Annotated in this window: 19 protein-coding genes; 6 read left to right on the top strand and 13 right to left on the bottom strand. The window is 60.3% G+C overall.

Going from position 1 to position 26,992, the window contains the following annotated elements:
- Positions 1–107: 107 nt before the first annotated feature.
- On the bottom strand, positions 108–2,927 hold the full coding sequence (locus PSJE_RS14490; protein WP_090453225.1) for a TrlF family AAA-like ATPase: 2,820 nt from the start codon (positions 2,925–2,927) through the stop codon (positions 108–110).
- A gap of 638 nt (positions 2,928–3,565) precedes the next feature.
- Here PSJE_RS14490 and PSJE_RS14485 point away from each other — a divergent pair.
- The 5 genes from PSJE_RS14485 (at position 3,566) to PSJE_RS14465 (ending at position 9,753) form a co-directional block, all read left to right on the top strand.
- On the top strand, positions 3,566–3,877 hold the full coding sequence (locus PSJE_RS14485; RefSeq protein ID WP_090453223.1) for a DUF3077 domain-containing protein: 312 nt from the start codon (positions 3,566–3,568) through the stop codon (positions 3,875–3,877).
- Between the two features lie 749 nt (positions 3,878–4,626).
- Positions 4,627–5,103 carry a formate dehydrogenase subunit gamma gene (locus tag PSJE_RS14480; protein ID WP_056855147.1) on the top strand — a complete coding sequence of 159 codons (477 nt, stop codon included), beginning with the start codon at positions 4,627–4,629 and terminating at the stop codon, positions 5,101–5,103.
- Complete coding sequence (locus PSJE_RS14475; protein WP_090453221.1) at positions 5,103–6,662, top strand: formate dehydrogenase beta subunit; 1,560 nt, start codon at positions 5,103–5,105, stop codon at positions 6,660–6,662. The genes PSJE_RS14480 and PSJE_RS14475 overlap by 1 nt, the downstream gene beginning before the upstream one ends.
- Positions 6,659–9,535, top strand: a complete 2,877-nt coding sequence (gene fdhF / locus PSJE_RS14470) for a formate dehydrogenase subunit alpha (protein ID WP_090453220.1) — start codon at positions 6,659–6,661, stop codon at positions 9,533–9,535. The genes PSJE_RS14475 and fdhF overlap by 4 nt, the downstream gene beginning before the upstream one ends.
- Positions 9,532–9,753 (top strand): formate dehydrogenase subunit delta, encoded by a 222-nt coding sequence (locus tag PSJE_RS14465; protein ID WP_057716316.1) that lies wholly within the window; start codon positions 9,532–9,534, stop codon positions 9,751–9,753. Before fdhF ends, PSJE_RS14465 begins: the two co-directional genes overlap by 4 nt.
- A gap of 166 nt (positions 9,754–9,919) precedes the next feature.
- Here the strand turns inward: PSJE_RS14465 and PSJE_RS14460 are convergent, their stop codons facing one another.
- The 8 genes from PSJE_RS14460 to PSJE_RS14425 form a co-directional block, all read right to left on the bottom strand.
- Positions 9,920–10,261, bottom strand: a complete 342-nt coding sequence (locus PSJE_RS14460; protein ID WP_090453218.1) for a potassium channel family protein — start codon at positions 10,259–10,261, stop codon at positions 9,920–9,922.
- Between the two features lie 293 nt (positions 10,262–10,554).
- Positions 10,555–12,198 carry a fatty acid--CoA ligase gene (locus PSJE_RS14455; RefSeq protein ID WP_090453216.1) on the bottom strand — a complete coding sequence of 548 codons (1,644 nt, stop codon included), beginning with the start codon at positions 12,196–12,198 and terminating at the stop codon, positions 10,555–10,557.
- A 24-nt stretch (positions 12,199–12,222) separates the two neighbouring features.
- Positions 12,223–14,001, bottom strand: a complete 1,779-nt coding sequence (locus PSJE_RS14450) for an acyl-CoA dehydrogenase C-terminal domain-containing protein (protein WP_090453214.1) — start codon at positions 13,999–14,001, stop codon at positions 12,223–12,225.
- Between the two features lie 6 nt (positions 14,002–14,007).
- Positions 14,008–16,527: an efflux RND transporter permease subunit gene (locus tag PSJE_RS14445; protein ID WP_090453212.1), complete on the bottom strand. Its 2,520-nt coding sequence runs from the start codon at positions 16,525–16,527 to the stop codon at positions 14,008–14,010.
- 16 nt (positions 16,528–16,543) lie between these two features.
- Positions 16,544–17,635: a WD40/YVTN/BNR-like repeat-containing protein gene (locus PSJE_RS14440; protein WP_090453210.1), complete on the bottom strand. Its 1,092-nt coding sequence runs from the start codon at positions 17,633–17,635 to the stop codon at positions 16,544–16,546.
- Positions 17,636–17,844: 209 nt separating this feature from the next.
- Positions 17,845–19,203 (bottom strand): DUF1329 domain-containing protein, encoded by a 1,359-nt coding sequence (locus PSJE_RS14435; RefSeq protein WP_057716322.1) that lies wholly within the window; start codon positions 19,201–19,203, stop codon positions 17,845–17,847.
- Positions 19,204–19,244: 41 nt separating this feature from the next.
- On the bottom strand, positions 19,245–21,248 hold the full coding sequence (locus tag PSJE_RS14430) for a DUF1302 domain-containing protein (protein ID WP_090453208.1): 2,004 nt from the start codon (positions 21,246–21,248) through the stop codon (positions 19,245–19,247).
- A 124-nt stretch (positions 21,249–21,372) separates the two neighbouring features.
- On the bottom strand, positions 21,373–21,939 hold the full coding sequence (locus tag PSJE_RS14425; RefSeq protein WP_057716669.1) for an RBBP9/YdeN family alpha/beta hydrolase: 567 nt from the start codon (positions 21,937–21,939) through the stop codon (positions 21,373–21,375).
- 356 nt (positions 21,940–22,295) lie between these two features.
- Here PSJE_RS14425 and PSJE_RS14420 point away from each other — a divergent pair, with 356 nt between their 5' ends.
- Positions 22,296–23,312 carry an AraC family transcriptional regulator gene (locus PSJE_RS14420; RefSeq protein WP_057716324.1) on the top strand — a complete coding sequence of 339 codons (1,017 nt, stop codon included), beginning with the start codon at positions 22,296–22,298 and terminating at the stop codon, positions 23,310–23,312.
- Between the two features lie 307 nt (positions 23,313–23,619).
- Here PSJE_RS14420 and PSJE_RS14415 read toward each other — a convergent pair whose 3' ends face one another.
- From PSJE_RS14415 to PSJE_RS14400, 4 genes are read right to left on the bottom strand one after another with little or no spacing between them, the layout of a single operon-like run.
- Positions 23,620–24,630, bottom strand: coding sequence for a YeiH family protein (locus PSJE_RS14415; RefSeq protein ID WP_057716325.1), 1,011 nt, complete (start codon positions 24,628–24,630; stop codon positions 23,620–23,622).
- Positions 24,627–24,953: a Rieske (2Fe-2S) protein gene (locus tag PSJE_RS14410; protein WP_090453206.1), complete on the bottom strand. Its 327-nt coding sequence runs from the start codon at positions 24,951–24,953 to the stop codon at positions 24,627–24,629. Before PSJE_RS14410 ends, PSJE_RS14415 begins: the two co-directional genes overlap by 4 nt.
- On the bottom strand, positions 24,950–25,612 hold the full coding sequence (locus tag PSJE_RS14405) for a DsbA family oxidoreductase (protein ID WP_090453204.1): 663 nt from the start codon (positions 25,610–25,612) through the stop codon (positions 24,950–24,952). The genes PSJE_RS14410 and PSJE_RS14405 overlap by 4 nt, the downstream gene beginning before the upstream one ends.
- Positions 25,609–26,940 (bottom strand): MFS transporter, encoded by a 1,332-nt coding sequence (locus tag PSJE_RS14400; RefSeq protein WP_090453203.1) that lies wholly within the window; start codon positions 26,938–26,940, stop codon positions 25,609–25,611. The genes PSJE_RS14405 and PSJE_RS14400 overlap by 4 nt, the downstream gene beginning before the upstream one ends.
- Between the last annotated feature and the right edge of the window lie 52 nt (positions 26,941–26,992).

Below are 26,992 nucleotides of genomic sequence, written 5' to 3'. Positions count from 1 at the left end.
CATTTTTAGTAGACCCTTTTTAGAATTTTTTGCACTTCTTTCGGAAATCTTGCCTTTTGAGACAATTATTTTTTATGGCATACAGTCAGGCTTGGTGGATTTTCGTATTAAAAATGATATTTAGCTAATCGGCGCTTAAACGCTTCAGCCGATCCTTCCATGATATCCAGAACTGCGCCTGTCGTTTCATTATTGTCCAACCCACCCTCAGCTAAAACGACTCCGCGTCCCTCAGCCACCTTAAGTGCATAGACCAGATCGGCATCTGCATTCACGGGTAGGTTCGCATTATGAGTAGCGACAATGAGCTGCCTTCTGTTCTTAATTCTGCGCAACAAAGGTACTAGTTCGTGATAGATAAAGTTGGAATCCAGCTCGTCTTCTGGCTGGTCAATGACAATAGGACCCTCGCCCTTGGCGAGCAGCAAATTTAGCACAGCCGTATTTCGCTGCCCTTCCGAAAGTGCTCGGCTCTGTACGCTGCCAACTAGCGATCCGTCGGCTCGGTACAATTGGATGTCCACGTTGTCTTCCACTCGAGTCAGTCGTGCCTCCCGCCACAACTGATGCTGAGTAACAAAATGCGTTTTCAACTCGTCCCGATACTCAAGAAGCGCCAATGGAAGTGCGCCATCACCAGTAAGAATCTCTTTAATGTGCAACCATGGAGAAACTGGCCCGCTCTTCTTGCCTATCATGCGCTTTCGGAAATCCTCAAAAATGTGGTCCCCGATATAATCCCAAGCGCGGCCTAGGCGAGATCGTCCGTCTGGACTCAATTTCGTCCAGGCGGCGTGGAATTGACCTAGATCCGCCATCTTGTGTATGAGGACTTTAATTGCACCCTCCGTCTTGGTACTGACCTCGTGTGCTGTGTGTTGGCGCAATAAAAACTCCGTATCCCAAAGATCGTGGAGTTCCGTTAGGGCTACGATAAGTCGGTCTTTCTGGGGTTCCAGTAATGCGAATCGAGCTTCTTTATCGTCAAGGGCGCGCTGCTTTACTAGGCGCGCCTTATCTATCTCCTGCAATCTCGCAACATCCTGGGGTTGCAGCCCCCTAGCCTTACAGGCTTCAAGAAAGGCAGTCTTAACTTGATCGAGTTCTCCAGATACCTGAAGCCACCCCTCATTTTGTTCAAATAGCCGGACAACCTCACCCTCAATCTGAGCCACCAACTTTGCTAATTGGTCAGCAGAATTCTGCCTTGAGGCTGTGACCTCCTCGGTGAACGAATTGAACCAATCAGCCATAGGCCAAGCTTCTACACGCCCGTCATTTACCCCCCCTGGTTTTGCAAACGTGTCTGCGAAAGCCCGCAGTCGGTCAAGGTCGCCCGTAAACTGTGATTGGACCTGCTGGAAATAGCGCTTGGCTGCATCAGCACGTTGGTACTGCTGCGCCTCTTGCTGCACGTCCTGTCGAGCCTGCCATTGGCGGTTGAGTTCGAGAAGCTCCTGCTTCAGACCTTTAATCTCAGAAGCCAAAGCAGTTGACTGATCCTGCACTGCAAACAACTGGCGGATTTCTGCTCTAAGCGTTTCCTCCTGCCCTTTAAGAACCTGTAGCTCAGCTGCACAAGCATCATCGATCATCAGTAGCAATCGACTTCCACCGTTAACGTCTGTCAAATCGCTAAGCTGCTGCTGACTGAAAAACTGGACAGGTAGATGCTTGAGATACGTTAAGAAATCATGTGCTTCGCCCTCCAGCAAAATATGTTCATCATTGGATTTCAGGGAGATTGTGTCCACCTGATCTGGAAGTGTTTGCCAACGAACTTGGATTTCGACGTCATCTGAGAATGTCGCTCGGACGCGTCCGAATTTGGCCAGAATCGACTCCGAAAAGGTGTCGCCCTTATCCCTTCCAAATGCGAAGCGCAATAGCTCCAGCACCGTTGATTTGCCGGTGCCTCTCCCTCCTATAAGGGTATTGAGATTTGGGGAAAAGAAAATTTCCTGATCAGCAAGAAATTTTAATCCCCTGCATTTGATCGACACTATCCGCGGATGAGTCTGGGTATCCGAAGGCCTAACATCTTGTAGACGTAGGCGAGATGATCCGTCCAAAAAAGCTTGGCGCAGTGATGTGATCGATGGTTTAGAGCATTTTACCCATGTAAATCGGTACCCAAGTGAGTTCGGTAACGGACGATTTTCACCATCTGTCTTCAGGGATTTAGCATCTGATGACTGGACGTAAGCAGGTTGGCGACCTTGTCGAGACCAATCCTTGTTTTTACCGCTCAAAATCGCTTGATACTTCGGCGCCATCGGGAAAGCAGTCACCTCCACCGCCAATAGTCCGGGTAGCCGATAGTCCTCAATGTTGCGGGCAGCGCTCAATATTCCGTCGTGTTGATCAGAGTGAGCACCGATGACGATACCACCGCATCGCTGCACGACCTCCAGTAGCTTCTTTAAGCTGATGGTCTGATCATTATCTCTTAGAGGTTGCGGTTCGCCCCCTCGGAATCTTCGGTTTTCCTCAAGCCCAAGTTTTGTCAGGATCAAATTGACTCGAACTATATCCCTTGCTCTGGTTGCAGGCTCAAACAGACAGAGAACGTGGTAACCGATGTCCACTTCAAATCCTGGAAGGATTGTGATCGGGTCCCGCCCTAGCTCCTTTGAAACAGATTTATTTTGCTCTACAAGGTGCGTCAAAAACCAATCACGGGGATTCGTCTTTTCAGAAAAATTGTGATCTGTGATGCCAATGATTTCCAGATGCAGCTCATGGCAACGCCGCAGGAAAATTTTGGCCTTATCCTGAATGTCACTCTCGTTGGGCTCTCCTCCAATTAAGGGCCGGCGTGGAGTAAGCAGCCGTAAGTCGTCATCCGCCCAATGCTTGTTATCCTCTGGCGTCTGCACTTGAAAATCTGTTTTGCGCCAGCGCATGCCTAAATATTCGGTTGCCATCCAGTCCTTTGCTCCTAATGTGCGCCAGCACCCAAGCTTACTCAAAAGCGCGATACCCGCTAAGCACCGAAAAGTAGCACGCTGAAGCTCAGATATCATCGCGCCATCTCACCATCCTTTGAGTCGTCCCTCTGAAAACGTTGACAAGCAAAAATGTGAGTTTTTGACTATTACTACCTATTGCCTAAGGAGGTAATGGTTGCCAACGTTCGAACTCAGGCGGGGGGCGTGGTCCATCCGCTGTTTGCCGCTTTGACCAATACGCGGTTGCAGCTACATAACCTTCACGTTAATCTTTCCCCGTCGCTGCCAATTCAGCGACCGGGTGTGGTAACCCGAGTTATTCAAGGCGCAACAGCGCCCCAATCACGTCATCAGGCGCTTTTTTTATGCCTGCAGCGTGAGTTATGGCGGCTGTGCGTGGGACGCCCTCGGGCGTGCCGGTTTCCTTGATTCCCGGTTTACCACCCTGCGCACAGCTGTCACCCATTCGTGTGGTAACGAACGTGGCAGCTCCTCATATCAAGGAGTTGGATAATGCGCAGTATCAATCCGTTTGAAATTTGGCTTTTCCCTCTACGCGATTCCCAATCGTGTAACCCCCTCCCCCATTACCTCTCCATCCTCGGAGGTGGCCAATGACTGAACAACCTGAACTCAAAACCATCGGCCTGACACCGGCCATCTACTGCGCGGATCAAGCGCTGTTTCATGTCACTCGCGGCGTTCCCCTCGGCGATGCGTTGTCCATGGCCTCTGATTTTCTGTTCCTGGCCAAAACCCTCACTGAAGATGCCGCCTATGCCAGAGACACCGACCGTCACGCTTGGGCTGCGCATTATCTAACTTCGATGAGTAAGGCGTTGGTGGATGATGCGGTGAAGGTGCTTACTCGGGATCGGGATAATGAGCTGGCGTCTAAGCGGACGGGGGCTACGACTGAGGGGTAGTGGGCGAAGCGCCAGGATGGTTTTTGGTTTCAAAAGTCAGGCGTGACGCTGTGAGAACGGGCTTGGTTGCGGTGGCCGGGGTATTCAGCGGGACACGTGGATGCCTTGCGTTTTTCGCGAGCAAGCCCGCTTCCACAGGGGGTTGCGGTGGGCTGGCGGGCATTGTTTGGCCCCAGTGTGTGAGTGGGATTGTGGTGCAATCTTCAGCATTGAGGGTGGTTGGGCTGGCGCTATCGCGAGCAAGCTCGCTCCCACAGGGGGGTTGTGTGCCGGGTGGTATTTCGGCTTGGCCTTGAGGTTTTTCGGGGCGTTTTGTGTTCGGTTCGGGGGGATGGCTTTCGGTTTGTAGCGGAATGGATCGGCGGATCTGCTCCGTAGAATGCCCATGGTTCTGATGCTTCTTCTCGCCTGTAATGCTTGCTATACATCAGCCATCGACAAGCCCTTCGGGCATTAGGCCGGTGTGTGAACGCCCCTTGCGGCACTCATCTAGACTTAATGGATAGTCGTAGGCAGAACCGAGCACGTCGCTTTGGTGCAGGTCGATCAACAGCAGCGTGGCAAGCTGCCCTTTATGCCCAGTAGAGGTGCGGCGAAGACCGCGTCGGGCACAACAAGATGCCCGCTCAGGGTGCCCTGGCCAACGGCCTGAAAATGCCACGATACCGTGACGTGGTGTGAGTGCCGCAGCCGACACTTTCGGACGACCGACGACCATCTGGTTTGTCCGTGACCGTGAGGATTGCTGAATGCCTGATGAGATGTTGCACCTGCCTGTGGTCAACAGTCTGCTGGAGCGCCACAAGGGCTCTGCGGGTGCGCTGTTGCCCATTCTTCATGATATTCAGGAACGCATCGGTTACGTCCCCGATGTCGCCGTCCCCGAGATTGCCCATGCCCTCAACCTGAGCCAGGCCGAGGTTCGCGGGGTGATCAGTTTTTACCATGATTTCCGTACCGCGCCGCCGGCCAGACATATCCTGCGGCTGTGCCGGGCTGAGTCGTGCAAGAGCCGCGGTGCCGAGCAGCTTGCCGCGCAGTTGCGCGAGCGCCTGCAACTGGACGATCACGGCAGCAGCGCCGATGGCAGCATCAGTTTGCGGCCAGTGTATTGCCTCGGTGCCTGCGCCTGTTCGCCTGCCCTGGAGCTGGATGGTCGGGTGCATGCGCGGCTGAGCGCTGAGCGTCTGGATGCCTTGCTCGACGCTTGCCGGGAGGACGCGTGATGCCGACTCTCTATCTGCCCTGTGATTCGCTAGCCCGTGCCGTGGGTGCCGATGAGGTATCCGTGGCCCTGATCACTCAGGCCAAGGAACGCAATCTGCCTCTGGAGCTACAGCGCACCAGTTCGCGCGGCCTGTACTGGCTGGAACCGCTGCTGGAAGTGGACAGCCCGCAAGGCCGTATCGGCTTCGGCCCGCTGACCGCTGCCGATGTGCCGTCCGTGCTCGATGCGTTGCAAGGCGAGCCGTCCAGCCACCCACTGGCCTTGGGCCTGGTGGAAGAATTGTCTTATCTGAAGACTCAACAACGCCTGCTGTTTGCCCGTGCCGGCATCACCCGGCCGCTGTCGCTGGACGATTACCGCGCGCACGGCGGTTTCGAGGGCTTGACCCAAGCCATCGCCCTGGGCGGCGAGCAGACCGCGACGGCGGTGTTCGATTCGGGCCTGCGTGGCCGTGGCGGCGCGGCCTTCCCCGCCGGGATCAAATGGCGCACGGTACGTGCGACCGAAGCTGCGCAAAAGTACATCGTATGCAACGCCGACGAAGGCGACTCCGGCACTTTCGCCGACCGCATGTTGATGGAAGGCGACCCCTTCCTGCTGATCGAAGGCATGGCCATCGCCGGCATTACCGTCGGTGCCACTTACGGCTACATCTATGTTCGCTCGGAATATCCCGATGCTGTGGCCACGCTGCGTGCGGCGTTGAACATTGCCCGTGATGCCGGTTACCTCGGCGCCAATGTCGGCGGCAGCGGCCAGGCGTTCGATATGGAAGTGCGAGTCGGTGCCGGCGCGTACATCTGCGGTGAAGAAACCGCGTTGCTGGACTCCCTCGAAGGCAAGCGCGGGATCGTTCGTGCCAAGCCGCCAATTCCTGCCTTGAAGGGTCTGTTCGGCCTGCCGACGCTGGTGCACAACGTGCTGACTTTGGCCTCGGTGCCGCTGATTCTGGCCAAGGGTGCGCAGTTCTACCGTGATTACGGTATGGGCCGTTCCCTGGGCACCATGCCCTTCCAGTTGGCGGGCAATATTCGTCATGGCGGTCTGGTGGAACGGGCCTTTGGCCTGACCCTGCGCGAACTGGTGGAAGACTACGGCGGCGGAACCGCCAGTGGCCGGCCGCTGAAGGCTGCGCAGGTGGGCGGCCCCCTCGGCGCCTGGGTGCCACCTTCGCAATTCGATACACCGCTGGATTACGAGGCCTTCACCGCCATCGGCGCGATGCTCGGTCACGGTGGTGTGGTGGTGGCTGACGACACCCTGGACATGGCCCATATGGCGCGCTTCGCGATGCAGTTTTGCGCCGAGGAATCCTGTGGCAAATGCACCCCGTGCCGCATCGGCTCGACCCGGGGCGTGGAGGTGATCGACCGCCTGCTCGCCGCGCCAGACGCGAGTGGTCGCGATGAGCAGGTGATCATCCTCAAGGACCTGTGCGACACCCTGCAATACGGTTCGCTGTGCGCATTGGGCGGCATGGTTTCCTTCCCGGTCGCCAGCGCCCTCAAGCACTTCCCCGCCGACTTCGGCTTGCAGCCCTCGGAGGCCGAGCAATGATCACTCTCTTCGACCCGAAAACCGATATCGATCTGGGTACGCCAGCCCGCGACAGCCAGGTGCAAGTCACCCTGAACATCGATGGCCGCAGCATCAGCGTGCCCGAAGGCACCTCGGTGATGCGCGCCGCCGCGCTGCTGGGCACCACCATTCCGAAACTCTGTGCCACCGACAGCCTGGAAGCCTTCGGCTCCTGCCGCATGTGCCTGGTGGAGATCGACGGCATGCGCGGCTACCCCGCGTCCTGCACCACGCCGGTCACTGAAGGCATGACCGTGCATACCCAGACGCCAAAGCTCGCGACCCTGCGGCGCAATGTCATGGAGTTGTACATATCCGATCACCCGCTGGACTGCCTGACCTGCTCGGCCAACGGCAACTGCGAGCTGCAAACCGTCGCCGGACAGGTCGGCCTGCGGGAAGTGCGTTATGGCTATGAAGGCGAGAACCATCTGGAGGACGTGAAAGACACCTCCAACCCCTACTTCGACTACGACCCGAGCAAGTGCATCGTCTGTAACCGTTGCGTGCGTGCCTGCGAAGAAACCCAGGGCACCTTTGCCCTGACCATTACCGGGCGCGGTTTTGAATCCCGGGTCGCGGCTGCTGGCGGTGAGAACTTCCTCGATTCGGAATGCGTGTCCTGCGGCGCCTGTGTGCAGGCCTGCCCGACTGCGACACTGATGGAAAAAAGCGTGGTCGAGTTGGGCCAGCCGGAACGCAGCGTGATCACCACTTGCGCCTATTGCGGCGTGGGCTGCTCGTTCCGCGCCGAGATGAAAGGCGACCAGTTGGTGCGTATGGTTCCGGACAAGAACGGCCAGGCCAACCATGGCCACTCTTGCGTCAAAGGGCGCTTTGCCTGGGGCTACGCCACCCACCCGGATCGCATCACCAAGCCGATGATCCGCAAGCACATCAGCGACCCTTGGCAGGAAGTCAGCTGGGATGAAGCGGTGACTTACGCCGCCAGCGAATTCCGACGTCTGCAGCAAAAATATGGCCGCGACTCCATCGGTGGCATCACCTCCAGCCGTTGCACCAACGAAGAAACCTATCTGGTGCAGAAACTGGTGCGTGCGGCCTTCGGCAACAACAACGTCGACACCTGCGCACGGGTCTGCCACTCGCCGACCGGTTATGGCCTGAAGCAAACCCTGGGCGAGTCCGCCGGCACCCAGAGTTTCGACTCGGTGATGCAGGCCGACGTGATCCTGGTGATGGGCGCCAACCCCAGCGACGCCCACCCGGTGTTCGCCTCGCAACTCAAGCGCCGCCTGCGTGAAGGCGCGCGGCTGATCGTCATCGATCCACGGCGCATTGATCTGGTGGATACGGTGCATGCCCGCGCCGAATATCACTTGGCACTGCGCCCTGGCACCAACGTCGCCATGCTCAATGCCTTGGCCCACGTGATCATCACTGAAGGCCTGCAAAACCAGGCCTTTATCGACGCCCGTTGCGAGGGTAGCGATTTCGCGATCTGGAGTGAGTTTGTCAGCCGCGCGGAAAACTCGCCGGAAGCCCTTGGCCCGATCTGCGGTGTACCCGCTGCCGACATTCGTGCCGCTGCGCGCCTGTATGCCACCGGTGGCAATGCGGCCATCTACTACGGTTTGGGCGTCACCGAACACAGTCAGGGCAGTACCTCGGTGATGGGCATCGCCAACCTGGCCATGGCCACCGGCAACATCGGTCGCGAAGGCGTTGGCGTGAACCCGCTGCGGGGGCAGAACAACGTTCAGGGCTCCTGCGACATGGGCTCCTTCCCCCACGAACTACCTGGCTACCGGCACATCTCCAACGAGGTGGTGCGGGCGCAGTTCGAACAGGCCTGGAACGTGACCCTGCAACCCGACCCGGGCCTGCGCATCCCCAACATGTTCGAGTCGGCCCTGGCCGGCAGTTTCAAGGGCCTGTATTGCCAGGGCGAAGACATCGCCCAGAGCGATCCGAATACCCAGCACGTCACCGCCGCTTTGTCGGCCATGGAGTGCGTGGTGGTGCAGGACATTTTCCTCAACGAAACCGCCAAGTTCGCCCATGTGTTCCTGCCGGGCAGTTCGTTCCTGGAAAAAGACGGCACCTTTACCAACGCCGAGCGGCGTATCTCGCGGGTACGCAAAGTCATGGACCCGCTGGGCGGCAAGGCCGACTGGGAAGGCACGGTGGCGCTGGCCAATGCGTTGGGCTACCCGATGAACTACACGCACCCGTCGCAAATCATGGATGAAATCGCCAGCCTGACGCCGACCTTCACCAACGTCAGCTACGCCGCACTGGATAGCCACGGCAGCCTGCAATGGCCGTGCAACGCCGAAGCACCGGACGGCACGCCGACCATGCACATCGAAGAGTTCGTGCGCGGCAAGGGGCGCTTCATGCTCACCGGCTACGTGCCCACCGAGGAGAAGGTCAACAGTCGCTATCCGCTGCTGCTGACCACCGGGCGCATCCTCAGCCAGTACAACGTCGGTGCTCAAACCCGGCGTACCGACAACGTCGCCTGGCATGACGAAGACCGCCTGGAAATCCACCCGACCGACGCCGAAAGCCGCGGCATCAACGAAGGTGACTGGGTCGGTATCGGCAGCCGCGCCGGGCAAACCGTGCTGCGTGCGCGGATCACCGAACGGGTCGCCCCGGGCGTGGTGTACACCACGTTCCACTTCCCGGAATCGGGCGCCAACGTGATCACCACCGACAACTCCGACTGGGCTACCAACTGTCCGGAGTACAAGGTCACCGCCGTGGAAGTCAGCCGCGTTTATCACCCTTCGGAGTGGCAAAAACGCTTCCAGGAATTCAGCGATGAACAGCATCGTCTGCTCAAGGACCGGGGCCGTGGCGCCAAAGCGGAGGTACGCCGATGAGCACGAACAACCTGATCAAGATGGCCAACCAGATCGCCCAGTACTTTGCCAGCCAGCCGGACCAGCAACAGGCGGTGCTCAGCGTGCGCAATCATATGCAGATGTACTGGGCGCCCAGCATGCGCAAGGAGTTGCTGGCCTGGCAGACGGAACATCAGGGGGCGGACTTACACCCGCTGGTGCAGGCGGCGGTGACTGGGGCGGGTTGGGAGGCTTAGCCTGCTGGCTGCAAAAAACTGTGGGAGCGAGCTTGCTCGCGATGAGGGCTTAACATTCAGCATTTTTGCTGGCTGATACACCGCTATCGCGAGCAAGCTCGCTCCCACAGGGGTTTTGTGTTTGGGTTTGGCTTTGGCTTTGGCTTTGGGTTGAGCAGGCTACACCCTATTCCTCTTTCCTCGCCGCCGTCACAGTCACTTCAATGGCCCGGACACTGATCGCCGCGAATGTCGCGGTCATCAGCACGCCGTTGAAACCCAGCAGGATCGCCAGCACCCGCGACACACCCAATTTGGGCACCAGCTCTCCATAGCCGATGGTCAGGCCGGTCACGAAGGCGAAGTAGATACCGTCTAACGGGCCCCAGCCTTCCAGGTGGGCGATGATGAGGCCGAACGTAATGATCACCAAAAGCAGTATCGAGAAGATCGGCCAGACCACTTTTAAATAGAACCAGACGGCTTTGTAGAACTCGTGGCGAACGTTTGATGCACGGGCGAGGTTCATGGCATGGGCTTCCTGGGGGTTGACTGGCCGGCAGTTGAATGCGCGGCGCTAATACCCCGTTCAGCTTGGCACAGGCGCTGAAAACTGCGACTAACGGGGCGTTATCTCTGACGAGGACTATGACAAAGATGACGCCCCGCAAACTATCCAGAAACCGCCCACTGTTGAATTCGTTGTAGGAGCGAGCTTGCTCGCGATGGTCGTTAACGATAACGCGTGTTTACAGGATAAACGCGACGCCCTTGAGTCCATCGCGAGCAAGCTCGCTCCTACAGTGTTCGGGTCAGTTCGTGTCAGTTCGCTTCAGTTTCCCGAATCAGCTTCTTGTTGATCTTGCCGACGCTGGTCTTGGGGATTTCGGCGACGAACTTGAACTGCTTGGGAATCGCCCATTTGTTGATGCGGCCGCCATCGACGAAGGCTTGCAAATGCACCTCCAGAATCTTGCGGTCGAGGTATTGCCCCGGCTCGCAGACGACCATGGCCATCGGGCGTTCACCCCATTGTTCGTCGGCAATGCCCACCACGGCGACGGACATCACGCCCGGGTGTTCGCTGATCAGGCTTTCCAGTTCCAGGGAGCTGATCCACTCACCGCCGGTCTTGATCACGTCCTTGATGCGGTCCTTGATTTCCACGCCGCCCAGCTTGTCGATCGAGGCCATGTCGCCGGTGTGCAGCCAGCCGTTGTGCCACAGCTCCGAGCCTTTGTCCGGGGCTTTCAGATAGCCCTGGGTCAGCCACGGCGCGCGCACCACGATCTCGCCCAGGGACTCACCGTCATGGGGCACATCTTTGCCGTCGGCGTCGATGATCTTCAGGTCGACCAATGGCACCGGGGTGCCGGTCTTGATGCGGATCGGCAGTTGCGCTTCGGCGGACAGCTGCAGGTCTTCATCGCGCAGGTACGTCAGGCACAGCAACGGGCAGGTCTCGGACATGCCATAGCCTGCGTGCACCACCATGCCTTTGGCATTGGCTTCGCTGGCCACGCCCAGGGTCAGCGCGCTGCCACCCAGGAGCATTTTCCAGCCGTCGAAACGGGTCGCCTTGCCTTCCTCGCAGTTGAGGATCATCTGCAGGATGGTCGGCACGCAGTGGGAGAAGGTCACCTTCTCTTCGCGGTACAGCTTGACCAGGCTGTTGGGTTCGTAGCGGCCCGGGTAGACCTGCTTGATGCCCATCAGGGTCGCGACATACGGCACGCCCCAGGCATGCACATGGAACATCGGCGTGATCGGCATGTACACGTCGTCGGAGCGCAGCAGCGGCTGGCCCTGATAGACGCCCAGGGTGCCGACGGCATTCAGGGTGTGCAGCACCAACTGGCGGTGGCTGAAGTACACGCCTTTCGGGTCGCCGGTAGTGCCGGTGGTGTAGAACAGCGTGGCGACCGAGTTCTCGTCGAAATCGGGGAAGTCGTACTGGTCCGAGGCCAGGGACAGCAGGTGCTCGTACTCGCCCAGCACCGGCAGCGAGGTCGTGGTCGCCTCGTCATCGGTGAGCTGCAGGTAGCCTTTTACGGTTTCCAGCCGACCGTGGATCTGCTCGACCAGGGGCAGGAAATCATCATGCACCAGCACCAGGTCATCTTCGGCGTGGTTCATGGTGAACAGCACCTGCTCCGGCGACAGGCGAATGTTCACCGTGTGCAGCACCGCGCCGATCATCGGCACGGCGAAGAAGCATTCCAGGTAGCGGTGGCTGTCCCAATCGAGCAGGGCCACGGTGTCACCGGCCTTGACCCCGGCTGCGGTCAGCGCATTGGCCAGGCGGCGAATACGCTTGTTGAGAGTCTGGTAGCTGTAGCGCAGCTTGTCGGCGTAGACGATTTCCCGGCCCGGCTCGTAGCGCACGCCGGACAGCAGCAATTGCTTGATCAGCAAGGGGTAGGCATAGGCGCCGTCGGCGGGCGGAATTATTTTTGTCGCCATCATGTTTAAGGTTCCTTGTCCTTTCGATCAGAACTGATCGGCTTGCAGCTCGTAGAGGCAGTCGCTGCCGGCCTTGGCCGATGCGCTCAACGAGTGGATACGCGGCAGCAACCGGGCGAAGTAGAATCGTGCGGTGGCCAGTTTGCTGGTGTAGAAATCGTCCTCGGCATCGCCGCTTATGACCGCCTTGGCCATGCGCGCCCACATGTAGGCGTAAGCGGTGTAGCCGAAAACATGCAGGTACTCGACCGAGGCCGCGCCGATTTCGTTCGGGTTGTTTTGTGCCCGGTCCAGCAGCCACGCGGTCAGGTCGTCGAGAGTGTCGACGGCGGCGTTCAGCGGTTGGATGAACTCGGCAAGGTCAGCGCCAACGTTGGCGGTGAAGTTGCGGATTTCCGAAGCGAACAAGCGGTAGAGCGCCCCGCCGCTGCCAACGATCTTGCGCCCGGCCAGGTCCAGGGACTGGATGCCGTTGGTGCCTTCGTAGATCTGGGTGATGCGCACATCACGCACCAGTTGCTCCTGACCCCACTCACGGATGTAGCCGTGGCCGCCGAAGATCTGCTGGCCATGGATGGTGGTTTCCAGGCCCATGTCGGTGAGGAAGGCCTTGGCCACCGGGGTCAGCAGCGATACCAGATCCTGCGCGCGCTGGCGTGTCGGTGCGTCTTCGCTGTACTTGGCGATGTCCAGTTGCAGGGCCACGTAGCTGGAGAACGCACGGCCGCCTTCGTTCAAGGCTTTCATGGTCAACAGCATGCGTCGCACGTCCGGGTGCACGATGATCGGGTCGGCGGCCTTGTCCTTGAATTGCGCACCGGTTGGCGCACGGCTTTGCAGACGGTCACGGGCGTATTCGACAGCGTTCTGGTACGAGCGCTCGCCTTGGGCCAAGCCCTGGATGCCAACGCCCAGACGCTCGTAGTTCATCATGGTGAACATCGCCGCCAGGCCTTTGTTCGGTGCGTCGACGATCCAGCCGGTGGCGCCGTCGAAGTTCATCACGCAGGTGGCGGACGCCTTGATGCCCATCTTGTGTTCGATGGAGCCGCAGGACAGCGCGTTGTTTTCACCCAGCGAACCGTCGGCGTTGACCAGCACTTTCGGCACCAGGAACAGCGAGATACCTTTCGGGCCGGCCGGTGCATCGGGCAGCCGCGCCAGTACCAGATGGATAATGTTTTCCGTCAGGTCGTGCTCTCCACCGGTGATGAAAATCTTGCTGCCGCTGACCTTGTAGCTGCCATCGGCCTGGGGTTCGGCCTTGGTGCGGATCAGGCCCAGGTCGGTGCCGGAATGGGCTTCGGTCAGGCACATCGAACCGGTCCAGATGCCGGCGTACATGTTCGGCAAGTAAGCCGCTTTCAGTTCTTCGCTGGCGTGGGCCTTGATCGACAGGCAGGCACCGGCGGTCAGCATCGGGTACAGGCCGAACGACAGGCTGGCCGAGTTGACCATCTCTTCGACCTGGGCCGAAATCGCCTTGGGCATGCCCATGCCGCCGTACTGCGGATCACCGCCGACACCCACCCAACCGCCTTCGGCGAAGGCTTGATAGGCCTGGGCAAAACCGTCCGGGGCGGTGACCGCGCCGTCGTTCCAGGTGCAACCCTGTTCGTCGCTGGCGCGGTTCAGTGGCGCGATCACTTCGCCGCTGATCTTGCCGGCCTCTTCGAGGATGGCGGCGGCGGTCTCTTCATCGATCACGTCGGCCAGGCCAGGCAATTGTGCCCAGAGCCGGGACACCTGGAAAACCTCGTTGAGTACGAAGCGCATGTCGCGCAGGGGAGCTTTGTAATCAGACATCTTGGCTTACTCGGAAGTGGTCACGGCATGGGGCATGCCGGGACGTTCAGTGGATTCGGTGTTTTCGGTTGCCGCGACAGAACCGGGCTTGGGTGCCCGTTCGCGCAGCAGGAAGTACGACAGAGCGGGAATCAGGATCAGCGCGCCGAGCATGTTCCACAGGAACATGAAGGTCAGCAGGATGCCCATGTCGGCCTGGAACTTGATCGGCGACCAGACCCAGCACACCACACCGGCGGCGAGGGTGATGCCCACCAGCCCGACCACGCGGCCGGTGAAGGACACGGCGTTGCGATAGGCCTGGGATAGCGGCAAGCCCTGGCGCTGGAAGTGCAATTGCACGCTGAGCAGGTACAAGGCGTAGTCGACGCCGATGCCCACCCCGAGGGCGATCACCGGCAAGGTCGCGACCTTCACGCCGATGCCCATGGCCACCATCAAGGCTTCGCAGAGGATCGAGGTCAGCACCAGTGGCAACAGGGCCACCAGCGTGGCGCGCCAGCTGCGGAAGGTGATCAGGCAGAACAGCGTCACCGCCGCATACACGTAAAGCAGCATGGTGCGGTTGGCTTCGCGCACCACGATGTTGGTCGCGGCCTCGATCCCGGCGGTACCGGCGGCGAGCAGGAACTGGCGATCCTCGCTGCTGTTTTCCTTGGCGAACTTGTCGGCGATGGCCACCACGGCATCGAGGGTTTCAGCCTTGTGATCCTTGAGGAAGGTGATCACCGGCATCAGCGAGCAGTCGGTGTTGAACAGCTCCGGCGAGTTGACCGAGGCTTGCTGGGCGGCGTAATTGAGCACGTCCTGGTTGCGCTGGATGCTGTTGAGCTTGGGGTTGCCCTCATAAGTACCGGCAGTGATCTGCCGTACCGCGTTGACCAAGGACGCGGTCGCCTGCACGCCCGGATACTGTTGCAGCTCCCAGGCCAGGCGGTCGGCGAGCACCAGGGTCTTGTAGTTCAGGCAGCCTTCCGGCGCGGTCTTGATCATCACCGCGAACAGGTCGCTGGACAGCGCGTAGTGGCTGGTGATGTAGGCGTTGTCGCGGTTGTAGCGCGAGTCGGCGCGCAACTCCGGCGCCCCGCTTTCCAGGTCGCCGATCTTCAGGTTCAGGCTGACCATGAAACCGCCGATGCCCATCAACACTGCGACCAATACGGCACCGGTGGCCCACTTGCGCGTGGTGAAGCGGTCGAGCAGGTCCCACAGTTTGCCGAAGCCTTTGTGGTGTTCGGCGCGGTTGTCGATTTTCAGCGCACGCTCGGCGGCTTTCGCGCCCACACCGACATAGGATAGCGCCACCGGCATCAGCAACAGCGAGGTGAAGATCAGCACGGCGACGCCGATGCTGGCGGTAATCGCCAGGTCCTGGATCACCGGAATATCGATCAGCATCAACACGGCGAAGCCCACGGCATCGGCCAACAGCGCGGTGACACCGGCGATGAACAGACGGCGGAAGGTGTAGCGCGCAGCGATCAGCTTGTGGGTGCCACGAGCGATGTCCTGCATGATGCCGTTCATCTTCTGCGCCGCGTGGGACACACCGATGGCGAAGATCAGGAACGGCACCAGCACCGAGTACGGATCGATGGCGTAGCCCAGCCAGGCGACGATACCCAGTTGCCAGACCACCGCGACCAGCGAGCAGCCGACCACCAGCAGGGTGCTGCGCACGCAACGGGTGTAGGCGTAGATGATGATCAGCGACGTGACGACGGCCAGGCCGAAGAACATCATCACCTGGATCAGGCCGTCGATCAGGTCGCCCATGAGTTTGGCGAAGCCGATCACCCGCACCTTGTAATGCCCGGTGCCTTCGACCCCGGATTTACGCGCAGCGCTGTCACCGGCGTATTCGATCTTGTCGCGTAACTGCTCTTCGAGCATCTGCGAGAAGGCGTGGTAGTTGATGCGTTGACCGCCGGCGGCGGCTTTGTCCATCAGCGGCACGATCAGCATGGTCGACTTGAAATCACTGGCTACCAGGCTACCCACCACACCGGCGCGGGAGATGTTCTGGCGCAACTGTTCGATTTGCTCAGGCTGCCCCGAATAGGTGTCGGGCATCACCGGGCCACCCTGGAAACCGTCCTCGGTGACTTCGGTCCAGCGCACGGCCGGGCTCCACAGCGACTTCATCCACGCGCGGTCGACGCCTTCGGTGAGGAACAGCTGGTCGTTGACCTGCTTGAGCACGTCCAGGTATTCGGGATCGAAAATATCGCCCTGGGTGTTCTCGACCACCACGCGCACCGAGTTGCCCAGACCGCGCAGCGACTGGCGGTTTTCCAGGAAGTTCTGGATGTAGGGCTGGCTCTGGGGAATCATTTTTTCGAAGCTTGGGCGCAACTCCAGGCGAGTCACGGCCATGAAGCCCAGCACCACGGTGGCGAGCGCCATCAGCAGCATGAACAGCGGGCGGTAGTTGAACACCAGCCGCTCGAGGAGGTTGCCGGAGCGGTGGTCGAAATCCCGCAGTTCGCGGATCACCGGCATGGCGTCTTGTTTGATATTGCCCATGTCTGGGTTCTCGCTCTTAGGGTTCGAGGGCTGGATCGGCGGACAGCGTCCGGGCACCACGGCTGCCTGCCAGCACCAAGGCGCCATTGGCGGACTGGGTGGCGCTGGCGACCGGGGTCGGTGCCGGTTGCTGCTTCAGATGCAACTGCGCGCCCGTCCCTTGGCTGACCAGCATCTGCCCGCCCTGGGTGAACAAGCGATAATTGCCACGGGCATCGATCAGGCCTGCGGTGATGCTGACGTGCAGGCCGGTGTCCAGTGCGGTCCAGCTCTGGCCGCCGTCGGTGCTGCGCAGCACGTTGCCGCGCAGGCCATAGATCAGCACTTCGCCAGGCTTGCCGAGCACGCCGAAGAAGCTGCCTTGATAAGGCGTCGGTACCGCGTTGAAGCGTTGGGCGCTGTCGTCCCATTTGAGCAGCAGGCCTTGCTCGCCCGCGATGTACACACTGTCGCCGGTAGAGGCGATGGCGTTGAGATGGAAACCCTGGGGGTTGTCGGTGCGGTCCTGGAATGGCGTCCAGGTCAGGCCACCGTCGTCGGTACGCAGGATCAGGTTGAATACCCCGACCACATAGCCGGTTTTGTCGTTGGCGAACCAGACGCCGAGCAGCGGTTTGTCCGCGCCCTGATCGGCTAGTCGTTGGCCTTCCATAGCCAACTGGGGCCATTGCTCATTGCCCGGTTCGGCGCTGGCCAGCGCCGTGTAATGCTTGACCAGCAAGGCGCCGATCTGACGACCGTCGAGTTGCTTCTGCCAAGTCGCGCCGGCGTCGCTGCTGTGCAGCACCACGCCGTCATTACCCACCGCCCAGCCTTGGGTGGTGGTCGGAAAATTCACCGCAGTGAGGTCGGCACTGGCCGGTACGGCGGCCTGTTGCCAGTGGTTTCCCGAATCATCGGAAAACAGAATATGGCCACGCTGGCCGACGGCAATCACGCGCCCGCCGGCGCGGGTCATGCCGGACAACGGGCTGTTGATCGCCAAGGCACTGACTCTGGCGGGCAGGTCCAGTACATCGACGTAATCGGCCGCCTGGGCGATGCCCTGCGACAGGCCGAGCACAACGCCAAACGCCAGCTGCAAAATATTGTTTTTATACGAACACATGCTGCGTCCTCTTCGGAAAACCGCGCCGGGACACACATCGGTGTGCCTGACGTTCAAACCTTGCGCCGTGCAGGTCATGTGGGAGCGAGCCTGCTCGCGATGGACGTTAACGATGACGCGTGCTGTCTGGATGCCCGCGTCGCCCTCTGGTCCATCGCGAGCAGGCTCGCTCCCACAGTGGATCGTGCGAGCGTCTGCTTGCGGTTGGCTTAGCGAATACCGGCGCCGGCCAGGGATTCCGAAGACCACTGGGCCTTGGAGAGCGGCTCGATGTACTTGATGCCGCCGTAAGGGCCGACTACGCCGTTGATGTTGTAGGAACCACCGACCAGGTCGTAGATCATGAACGGCGTGGAGTCCGGAACCTGCTTGTCATAGCTCTGGCTCAGGAAGGCGAAGGAACCGCGATAGAGCTGACCACGGGCGTCATATTGATCCGAGGCCAAAGCGGTCCAGCTGTCTTCGTCGAGGTAGAAGCGGCGCTTCTGGTAGATGTGACGAGCACCGGCCTTGAGGTTGCCTTCCACGACCCATACACGGTGTTTTTCCCAGCGTACGAAGTCAGGTGACAGGTGATTGGCGGTGGTCAGCGACTTCGGATCCTGCACGTAGGTCAGCTTGTAGGTGTTGTAGGGCACGATCATTTCCTGCTTGCCCACCAGCTTCCAGTCGTAGCGATCCAGCGCACCGTTGAAGACGAACACGTCATCGTAGGTGCCCGCACCGGCGGTACCCGGGTTTGGCGTGTCGTAAGCCAGGCTCGGAGCCAGTTTCACTCGACGCTGCCCCGGCAAGTACTGCCAGGCGCGACGCGGTTGCTGCAACGGGTTGGCGGCGTCCTTGAGCATGATCGCCTCACCGGCGCGGCGCGCAGGGCCGGTGTATGCCAGCTTCATCTGGTAGTACACGTCGGCGCTGCTGATCGGCTGCGAGAGGTTTTCATAGATCGGGTAGGAGATGTTCGCTTGCCCGGTGGTCGCCAAGCTTGGAACGCCCGCGGAGTCAACGTTCCAGGAGTCGTACTTGGAACTGATGCTGACGCCTTGGTAGCGCAACAGGAAGTTCCACATCGCTTCGTTGCCCGACTGCGGAATCGGGAATGGAATGCCCGGCAGCACGTTGTCGATGGCCAGGCCACCTTCCAGGGACTTGGCGCCGCTGGCGTTCTTCACGCCGTTATCCAGAATCGCTTGAGGCAGCGAAACGGTGCGGTGCGTCGGGAACACGTCGACACGGAACGTCGGGAAACGCTTGGCCAGTTCTACCGTGGTCGCCGTGAGCATGCCCTTGTACTGATCGACGTTCTTGCCGTCGATCACCAGTACCGGCTTTTCACTGGCAAACGGGTCCGGACGCATGCTGTCGCCGGCCTTGAAGCTGGCCGGTGGGGTGGTCAGGCCACCGTTGTAGGCAGGAATGGAACCATCAGCGTTCCCGGCTTTTTCAGCCCCTACCTGTGTCAGGCTGGTGCCCAGCTTGGCAGCTTCCTGAGTTGAAACAGCAGCCTGTGCCTGAGCGGCGAAGACCATGGCCAGCGAAGCGGCCAACACGGTTTTTACAAATTTCATCTTGTTATTCTCCTGCTTGCATTGAGCAAATCAGTGGTGAATCAGAATGTTGTTTTCATCGTCAGGTACACGGCGCCACGGTCCTCAGTCGTGGCACCACCTCCGGAGAAGGACGAGTAGCCACCGGCGTAACAGGCGTAGTTTTCGTTGCCGCTGAAGGCGTTCGGGGTGGAGCCGTCACCGCCCTTGGAGCCGGTGCTCACACCGCTGACGTTGCACTTGTCGGTTTCGCCAAAGGAGTCCACGTACTTCAGGTCGACAAAATATTTGTTGTAGACAATGGCACCCACGCCCACGGCATAGTTGCCGGTGTCCTTGGCACCGCCACCGGAGACCGGTGACACACCGTCGAGACCGACGTTGATGGACATCGGCGCGTTGAGATCGACACCCGGGAAGACCTGGTACCAGGTCGGTGTGAAGTTGACCGCCAGACCCCAGTTGTCACGGGTCGGCGCGTCGATGCCGCGATAGCTGTCCTTACCCTTGTAGAGCGCTTCGTTCTTGCTATCGAGCTTGAGCAGGTTGCTGTAGTACAGCTCGGCAAGCACAGTCGCCTGATCGAACACCGGGGTTTTCGGCAGGGTCATCAGACCGTTGAGCGTCCAGTGCAGGGTGTCGCCTGTGGCGCTCATGCTGTCGCCACGGCTCGGGGTGTCATAGACCACACCGGTGGCGTCCGTACGTGCAGGCAGCAGGCCAAGCCCTTGCCCCAGGCCCAGCGGGCTGCGGGTACTGACGATCGCCGGGATACTGGCCAGCGGCATGTTGTGACGAACGTTCAGGTCCGAACCCACGCTCACGCCACCCACGTCCTTGGACAAGCTCAGGCCAAGGATCTTGATGTTGTCGGCATAGGCCAGTTGATAGGTGGCGGTGTCCAGCGAATTGAGGGTGTTGATCACCGCAGGCACTTGCCCCGCCGGACGGGTGCCGTTCGGGTTGGCCGAGGTAATGCCCCTGGCGTCCAGATAGGCTTGGGGCAGGATTTCCGAGGTTTCGCGGTAGTAAACGCCAAGGGTGCCATCCAGCCAGGCCGGCGACCATTTGGCCATGACGCCCCAGTCACCGCTGTCATGCGGAGTCAGGTCCTTGCCACGACGCACATTGGTCAAGGCGTTGCACGGCGCCAGGCCACAACCTAGCGGGCTGCCCGGTACCACGGCGTTGGTGTTGCCCAACAGGAATGATTGCGCGCCGAAGCCGACCAGGTCGGAACCACCGTAATAGGTGCCCGCTTCCGGCAGACGCGCGGCATCCCAATTCAGGAAATACTGGGCACCCACGGTCAGCTCGGGATTGACGGTGAACGACATCGACACCTGGTTACGCGGAACGAACAGTTCCTTGGCCTCGGTACCTGGCGACGCGGCAAGCTTGGCCAGGTCGAGGCCGGACTGGCCATAGCTGACCGAGTGCACCGGGTTGAGAATGGTCTCGCCCCAGAACACGTTGTGCTGACCGGCCTTGGCGCTGAACATCGACTCCTCGCCCACTTCGGTGCTGTAGAACACGAAGGCATCGAGGATTTCGCCCGAAGGACCGCTGTAGTAGCGCTGGGCATAATTGCTCAGGTGCGAGCTGCCGTTGCCGACGTTGTCACGGGTGACCCCGGCCAGGCGCGGGTCATTGGCGATCAGGCCCGAGGTCGATCCATTGCCGTTGACGAACGGGTTGGAGTTGGAGCCGGTGTTGTCATAGGCCTTGTCGTACCAGCTGGCGGCGCTGACGCGAAAGCCCATGGCGTTCTTGTAGACCACGTCCATTTCGGTCAACAGATCGATACGGTTGGTGATGTTGGTCCCGGCCTTGCGGAAGTTGTAGTCGCCGTCGTTATTGTTCGGCGTTCCCAACATGCGTTTGTCGGCGCTTTCGGTGCGCACGCCATAGTTGTACTTGATGGTGTTATCCACGCGGACGTTCCAGTCCGGATTCCCCGTCTCGATCTCGACCGCATGGGCCGCAGGTACCGTTGCCGCAAGAATGGCTGAGGCCAGCAAGGTGTAGCGTGGAGCGGTGAAGCCGTGACTCTTATTGTTGTGCATTGCGTTGTCTCCGCTTTTTTGTCTTTGTTTTAAGCGCAGCCGCCCTCGCGCAAACATTGATGGGTTTGCGTTTAAGGAATGAGGGCAAATGCCGGTTGGCGTACTGCCAGTCCAGCTCCTTGTACTAGCGATCGAGCTCCAGGATGAGTGCTTCAGCTTGCTGCCAGTGGCCAAATCCTGCGGCCGGATTGAGGTGGCCGACATCGCCCAGATTGAGCAATTCGGCGCCCCAGCCTTCTGCCATGCGGGTGACCGCAGGAAGGCTGGCCAAGTGATCGTTGGTGCTGCCGGCCACGATGCTGCGAAATGGCAGCGGGCCTTGTGGCAGAGGATTCCAGCCCTGGCTACGCAGGGTTTCGGAAGACGGATAGTTTGACGGCCAGACCGCATCGAGGTCCGGTGGCGCGGCCAGCAAAGCGCCCTTGATCGGACGGCTGTAGTGAGCAGCCCAGTGCGCGACCATCAGCACGCCGGCGCTGTGGGCCACCAGAATCACGGGGCCGTCGATTTGTTCGAGTTCGTGTTGAATCGCCCGCACACGGGCCATGCAATCGAGTTTGTCGGTCTCCAGCGGCGCAACACTGCGCACGTTGCTCAGCCTGGCGGCAAGCAATGTTTGCCAATGTTCGGCCACGTGCTCGCGCAGACCCGGAACGATCAGAATGGTGGCGGCAGTTTGCAGTTTGTCCACGGTCAACACCTTCGCTTTCTCGATAACTCGACTGGCTGTTTTCGCCAGGGGCTTTTTGTAGTGTCGACATTAAAGAGCGCCCACCCGAAGCGCTTTACATTGGACGTCATGCACTTTTCTTTTGATGACAAATTGTCCGACAGCAGGACAGTGCGACCACTGGTCGAAAATCCCCGCAGGTTGGCGCAAGGTCACTGTAATCAACGGATGAGCGCTGATGGCTCCATGCAGCGTAGAAGATTGGTGACCGTATGGCATGAAATCCATCAACGACATGACAACTGTTCAACTGTTGATACGCTGGATATAGTCGCCACGCTCACGCCAACCGCCATCGGCACAGGGAAGACTTTCGCATGACCAAGCTTGTTCGCGCCGCTGTCTTGACCAACTACCTGGAGGTCACCCAGTACCTGGGTTTCAACCCGCGCGACGTGCTGGCCGCTGTCGGCTTGAGCAGGGCCCAACTGCAAGCCCCTGAACACCGCATCCATATCGATGCCGCCGTCCGTTTGCTGGAAGACTCGGCCGCCGCCAGCGGCTGCCAGACCTTCGGCCTGAGCATGGCCGAATCGCGCCAGCTCTCGGACTTCGGCGTGGTCAGCCTGCTGCTCAGCCACCAGCGCACGCTGCGCGATGCCTTGCAGGTCGTAGTGGATTACCGGCACCTGATGAATGACTCGCTGGCCATCTTCATTGAGGAGGCCGGCAAGATGGTGATCATTCGCGAAGAGGTGGTCACCGAAACGCCGATGCCCAGCCGCCAGGCCACGGAGCTGGCCATCGGTGTAATGTTCCGGCTGTGCTCGGCCCTGCTGGGCTCACACTGGCATCCCTACAGCGTCAACTTCATGCACCAGCCACCGGACAACCTGCACCTGCATCGCCGGCTGTTCGGTTGCAACCTGGAGTTCGGCAGCGAGTTCAACGGCATCGTCTGCCCTGACATCAGCCTCGACATGACCAACCCCAACGCTGACCCGGCCATGGCCCGGTATGCCCAGGGCTACCTCGACTCGCTGCAGAACCACGAAGGCGCCTCGATGCTGTTCGAGGTGCGCAAGGCCATCTACCTGCTGTTGCCCATGGGGCGCGCCACCATTGAGCAGGTGGCCCAGAGCCAGGGCATGAACGTGCGCACCCTGCAACGCCGCCTCAAGGACGACGGCTGCGCCTTCAACGACGTGATCAACGACGTGCGCCGCGACCTGGTGCTGCGTTACCTGGACAACCCCAACTACTCCCTCAGCCGCATTGCCGACATGCTCGGCTACTCGATGGCGAGCTCGTTTACCCGCTGGTTCATCAGCCAGTTCGGCATGCCGCCGGCGACGTGGCGTGCGCAGAAACAGGCTGGGGCGAAACCGTCCTGACAGCAGGGCAAAAAAAAACGGCGACTGCTGGTACAGTCGCCGAAAGCGCGCGATTGGAACTGCAATCCTTGTAGGAGCGAGCTTGCTCGCGATGGTCGTGAACGATGACGCGTAAAACCAGATGCCCCGCGGTGCTCTTGGGTTTTTCGCGAGCAGGCTCGCTCCTACAGGGATCTACGCACATCCTGTAGGAGCGAGCTCGCTCGCGATGGTCGTGAACGATTACGCGTAAAACCAGATGCCCCGCGGTGCTCTTGGGTTTTTCGCGAGCAGGCTCGCTCCTACAGGTTTTAATCCTTGCCGATGTTCAGAGCCCCCAGCGCAGCAACAACAGCACCAGCACGACCAGGAACACCGTCTCCCCCACCATCAGCAGAATCGGCTTGATCCCGACCGCTGCCAGCTCGCGCAAGCGGGTCTTCATGCCCAGGGCACTGATGGAAATCACCAGGCACCAGCGCGACAGTTCGTTGACCGATCCCTGCACCGCAGGCGCTATCCATCCGGTGCTGTTGATGCAGGCCAGAATCAGAAAACCGACGGCGAACCACGGCAACAGCGGCGGGCGCTTGCCGGTCGGATCGGCGCCTTGCATACGGGTGATCATCGCCGCAGTGACGATCACCGGCAGCAGCATCGCAACGCGCATCAGCTTGACCACCGTGGCCGTGTCGCCCGTCTCGGTCGACATGCTGTAGCCAGCACCGACCACCTGGGCCACGTCGTGGATCGTGGCGCCGAGGAACACACCCGCCACCTGCGGCGACAACTGCAGCCAGTTGGCGATCATCGGATAGACAATCATCGCCAGAGTCGACAACGCCGAAACGCCGATGACGGTGAACAGGGTCGCCCGCTCTTTCTGCGGATGGTTCGGCAGCGCCGCTGCCAGCGCCAAGGCCGCCGAAGCGCCACAGATGGCCGTCGCGCCGCCGGTGAGCATGCCGAACAGGCGCTGGAAGCCCAGGGCCTTGGCGGCGATCACAGACACGCTGATGGTCACCACCACCAGGATCACCACCAGTGCAATCGGCTTCCAGCCCAGCGCGGCCATTTGCTCCAGGGTGATGCGCATGCCCAGCAGCGCCACGCCGATGCGCAGCACGGTGCGGGCGGTGAACTCGATACCGGCCTTGCAGGGGCCGTCATCGGCGAGAAAATTCAGGGCCATGCCCAACAGCAAGGCAAACAGCATGACCGGCGCACCGTAGTGCTCGGACAAGAACGACGCGGCGGCCGCGACAATCAGACTGACAATTAACCCAGGTGCCAGTTCGCGCGTGCGAGTGTGGATACGGGTAAGAGCAATGGCGCTCATGGCGCGGACTCCTCGGATACGATGACGATAAACGCCTGGCCGTCGATGATCTCGACCGGGTAGTTGGTGACTTTGACCTGCCTGGAGTTGAGCAGGTAGCCGCTGTGCAAATCGAAGCGCAAACCATGGGCGAGGCATTGAATCACCCGGCCTTCAAGACGCCCCCCACATAGGGAAGAGCCCTGGTGCGGGCAACTGTCGTCAATGGCAAACAACTGCCCGTCGACGTTGAACAGCGCCAGGCTTTTGTCTTCGAACTCAAACAGCGCCCGGCCACCGGCCTGCGGGTGCTTGCCGGCCGGCACGGGAATGCGCCGGGTCATGCTGGCTGCCGCTCGCGATCACTTTCCCTGAGGGCTTCGGTCATGGCCGCGAGCAGCGCCTGAGCAGGTTGTGCGCCGATCACCGTCATGCGGTTGTCGAACTTGAAGCTCGGCACGCCACTTGTCGCGTCGGGGGATCCTTCAAACGGCGTGGCATCGCCCTTCAGGCAATCGAGCACCCCGTCCGGAGCGACGCCGCAGGAGCGGGCAATGGCAAGCAAGGTCTCACGGCAACCGAGGTTTTCGCGCCTCAGGAAATAAGCGGCGAACAGTCGCTCGAGCAACATTTCACGCTGACTGGCATTGCCCAGTGCGCTGGCACGCTCGAACAAACGATGGGCGTCCGCAGTGTTGGGCATCGTCTCGATACGGCTGAGGTCGATGGCCAGTCCAACTGCCCCGGCAGCCTGCTGTACCTGATTCTGGCGCATGGTCATTGCGTCGGCATTGCCCAGGCGCTTGCGGTAGAAATCGGCGAAAGGTTCACCTTCTACCGGTATCTGGGGCAGCAACTGCACGCCATGCCACACCGTGGTGATCTGCACATCCGGGTGACGACTGCGAAACTGCACCTGCGCATGCTCCAGTTGGCGTTTGCCGATCAGGCACCAGGGGCAGATAAAATCGAAAAACACATCAATACGTAAACGACGACTCACAACTTCACCTCTATCCCGGCTGCACTGACAGGCTCAGGCACGCTCTGACCCTCAAGCCGGGCGATATCTTTTTGGTAATGACACTTGGCATAGAAGAACACCGCTGCCGCCGCGAGGCTGACCAGTGGCACTAATTGGAAAGCGGCATGCAGGCCGATGAGGTCGGACACACGGCCAGTCAGGAACGGCCCGGGTGCCAGCCCCAGCAGGTTATTGGCCAGGGTCAGCGTGGCGAACGCCGTACCGTGGACGGAGTAATGGGTCAGGTTGGCAACCATCGCACCGGCGGGGCCGGTGGTGCCGGTGGCAATCGCCATGCCCAGACAGATCAGCGCCAATTGCACAGGCCCTGCCGACAATGCGAACGCTGCCGACAGCAACAGGCAACTGCCCAGGCAAAAACCAATGGCCAGGCTGACCTTGCGCTCCGGCGAGTTCCGACACAGGCGATCGCTGAGCATGCCGCACAGGATCATCCCCGCACCGCTGCACAACACGATGATTGCCGCCATGCCACCGGCCTTGTCGGTAGGCATGTCGTAGTAGCGGTTGAGGTAGCTGGGAATCCACACCATCACCGTACCGCCGACGAACAACTGCAAACCGCTGGCGATGTAGGTCGACACCACCGAACGGCTGGACCACAGCGTGCGCAGCGGACGCTTGACCGCGGCAGCCGTCTTGTTCGCAATCTGCGCGGCACGTCGTGGCGCTATGCGCGCTTCCTTGACGATGAGCGGATAGAGCATCGCCAGCACCAGGCCAAACAGCGACATGCCGGCGAACGACCAGCGCCAACCCAGCTTGGCGGCAATCGCACCGCCCAAAGCCATGCCCAACACCGAACCGAACATGCCGCCAGCCATGAAGGCACTGGCCAGGGTGGCTCGCATGTGTTTGGGGAACACCGAAATCACCACCGCGATGCCCACGCTGCCGTAGGCGGCTTCGCCGACGCCGACCATGAACCGCGCAATGAACATCTGCTGGTAGTCCTGAGCCAGCGCGCAACCCAAGGTCGCCACGCTCCACAGGAAAGCCATCAGCGCCAGGCTCTTGACCCGACCGAAGCGGTCGGCCATCAACGACAGGGGAAATGTCAGCAGGCCGACCATCAGGGCAACGATGCCGCTAAGCAGACCCAGTTGTCCGTCGCTCAACGCCCACTCAGTCTTGAGCAGGGGGAATACCGCGTTCAGTACCTGACGCGACATGTAATCGGAAATCAACAGACCGAACGTCAAGGCAAAGACGATCCAGGCATATTGGCGCGCAACGCCGACTCCGCAGGAGTCGTCATCGTCAGCGGCTATTGGGTGAAAGGCCATGCAGCCTCCTCAAGAGCTTTGTTTTATTTTTCTTATCAAGCGTGTAACGGTC

Origin of the sequence: Pseudomonas jessenii (assembly GCF_002236115.1) — a bacterium.
Lineage (GTDB): Bacteria > Pseudomonadota > Gammaproteobacteria > Pseudomonadales > Pseudomonadaceae > Aquipseudomonas > Aquipseudomonas jessenii.
This window is presented reverse-complemented; position numbering and strand designations above follow the sequence as displayed.

What these genes read in the sequence shown, in the direction of transcription:
- PSJE_RS14485 (WP_090453223.1), top strand. Translation starts at nt 3,566, where the DNA reads ATGACTGAACAACCTGAACTCAAAACCATCGGCCTGACACCGGCCATC.
- PSJE_RS14465 (WP_057716316.1), top strand. Translation starts at nt 9,532, where the DNA reads ATGAGCACGAACAACCTGATCAAGATGGCCAACCAGATCGCCCAGTAC.
- PSJE_RS14490 (WP_090453225.1), bottom strand. Translation starts at nt 2,927, where the DNA reads ATGGCAACCGAATATTTAGGCATGCGCTGGCGCAAAACAGATTTTCAA.
- PSJE_RS14455 (WP_090453216.1), bottom strand. Translation starts at nt 12,198, where the DNA reads ATGATGGCGACAAAAATAATTCCGCCCGCCGACGGCGCCTATGCCTAC.
- PSJE_RS14410 (WP_090453206.1), bottom strand. Translation starts at nt 24,953, where the DNA reads ATGACCCGGCGCATTCCCGTGCCGGCCGGCAAGCACCCGCAGGCCGGT.
- PSJE_RS14415 (WP_057716325.1), bottom strand. Translation starts at nt 24,630, where the DNA reads ATGAGCGCCATTGCTCTTACCCGTATCCACACTCGCACGCGCGAACTG.
- PSJE_RS14430 (WP_090453208.1), bottom strand. Translation starts at nt 21,248, where the DNA reads ATGCACAACAATAAGAGTCACGGCTTCACCGCTCCACGCTACACCTTG.
- PSJE_RS14460 (WP_090453218.1), bottom strand. Translation starts at nt 10,261, where the DNA reads ATGAACCTCGCCCGTGCATCAAACGTTCGCCACGAGTTCTACAAAGCC.
- PSJE_RS14480 (WP_056855147.1), top strand. Translation starts at nt 4,627, where the DNA reads ATGCCTGATGAGATGTTGCACCTGCCTGTGGTCAACAGTCTGCTGGAG.
- fdhF (WP_090453220.1), top strand. Translation starts at nt 6,659, where the DNA reads ATGATCACTCTCTTCGACCCGAAAACCGATATCGATCTGGGTACGCCA.
- PSJE_RS14450 (WP_090453214.1), bottom strand. Translation starts at nt 14,001, where the DNA reads ATGTCTGATTACAAAGCTCCCCTGCGCGACATGCGCTTCGTACTCAAC.
- PSJE_RS14435 (WP_057716322.1), bottom strand. Translation starts at nt 19,203, where the DNA reads ATGAAATTTGTAAAAACCGTGTTGGCCGCTTCGCTGGCCATGGTCTTC.
- PSJE_RS14400 (WP_090453203.1), bottom strand. Translation starts at nt 26,940, where the DNA reads ATGGCCTTTCACCCAATAGCCGCTGACGATGACGACTCCTGCGGAGTC.
- PSJE_RS14440 (WP_090453210.1), bottom strand. Translation starts at nt 17,635, where the DNA reads ATGTGTTCGTATAAAAACAATATTTTGCAGCTGGCGTTTGGCGTTGTG.
- PSJE_RS14475 (WP_090453221.1), top strand. Translation starts at nt 5,103, where the DNA reads ATGCCGACTCTCTATCTGCCCTGTGATTCGCTAGCCCGTGCCGTGGGT.
- PSJE_RS14420 (WP_057716324.1), top strand. Translation starts at nt 22,296, where the DNA reads ATGACCAAGCTTGTTCGCGCCGCTGTCTTGACCAACTACCTGGAGGTC.
- PSJE_RS14445 (WP_090453212.1), bottom strand. Translation starts at nt 16,527, where the DNA reads ATGGGCAATATCAAACAAGACGCCATGCCGGTGATCCGCGAACTGCGG.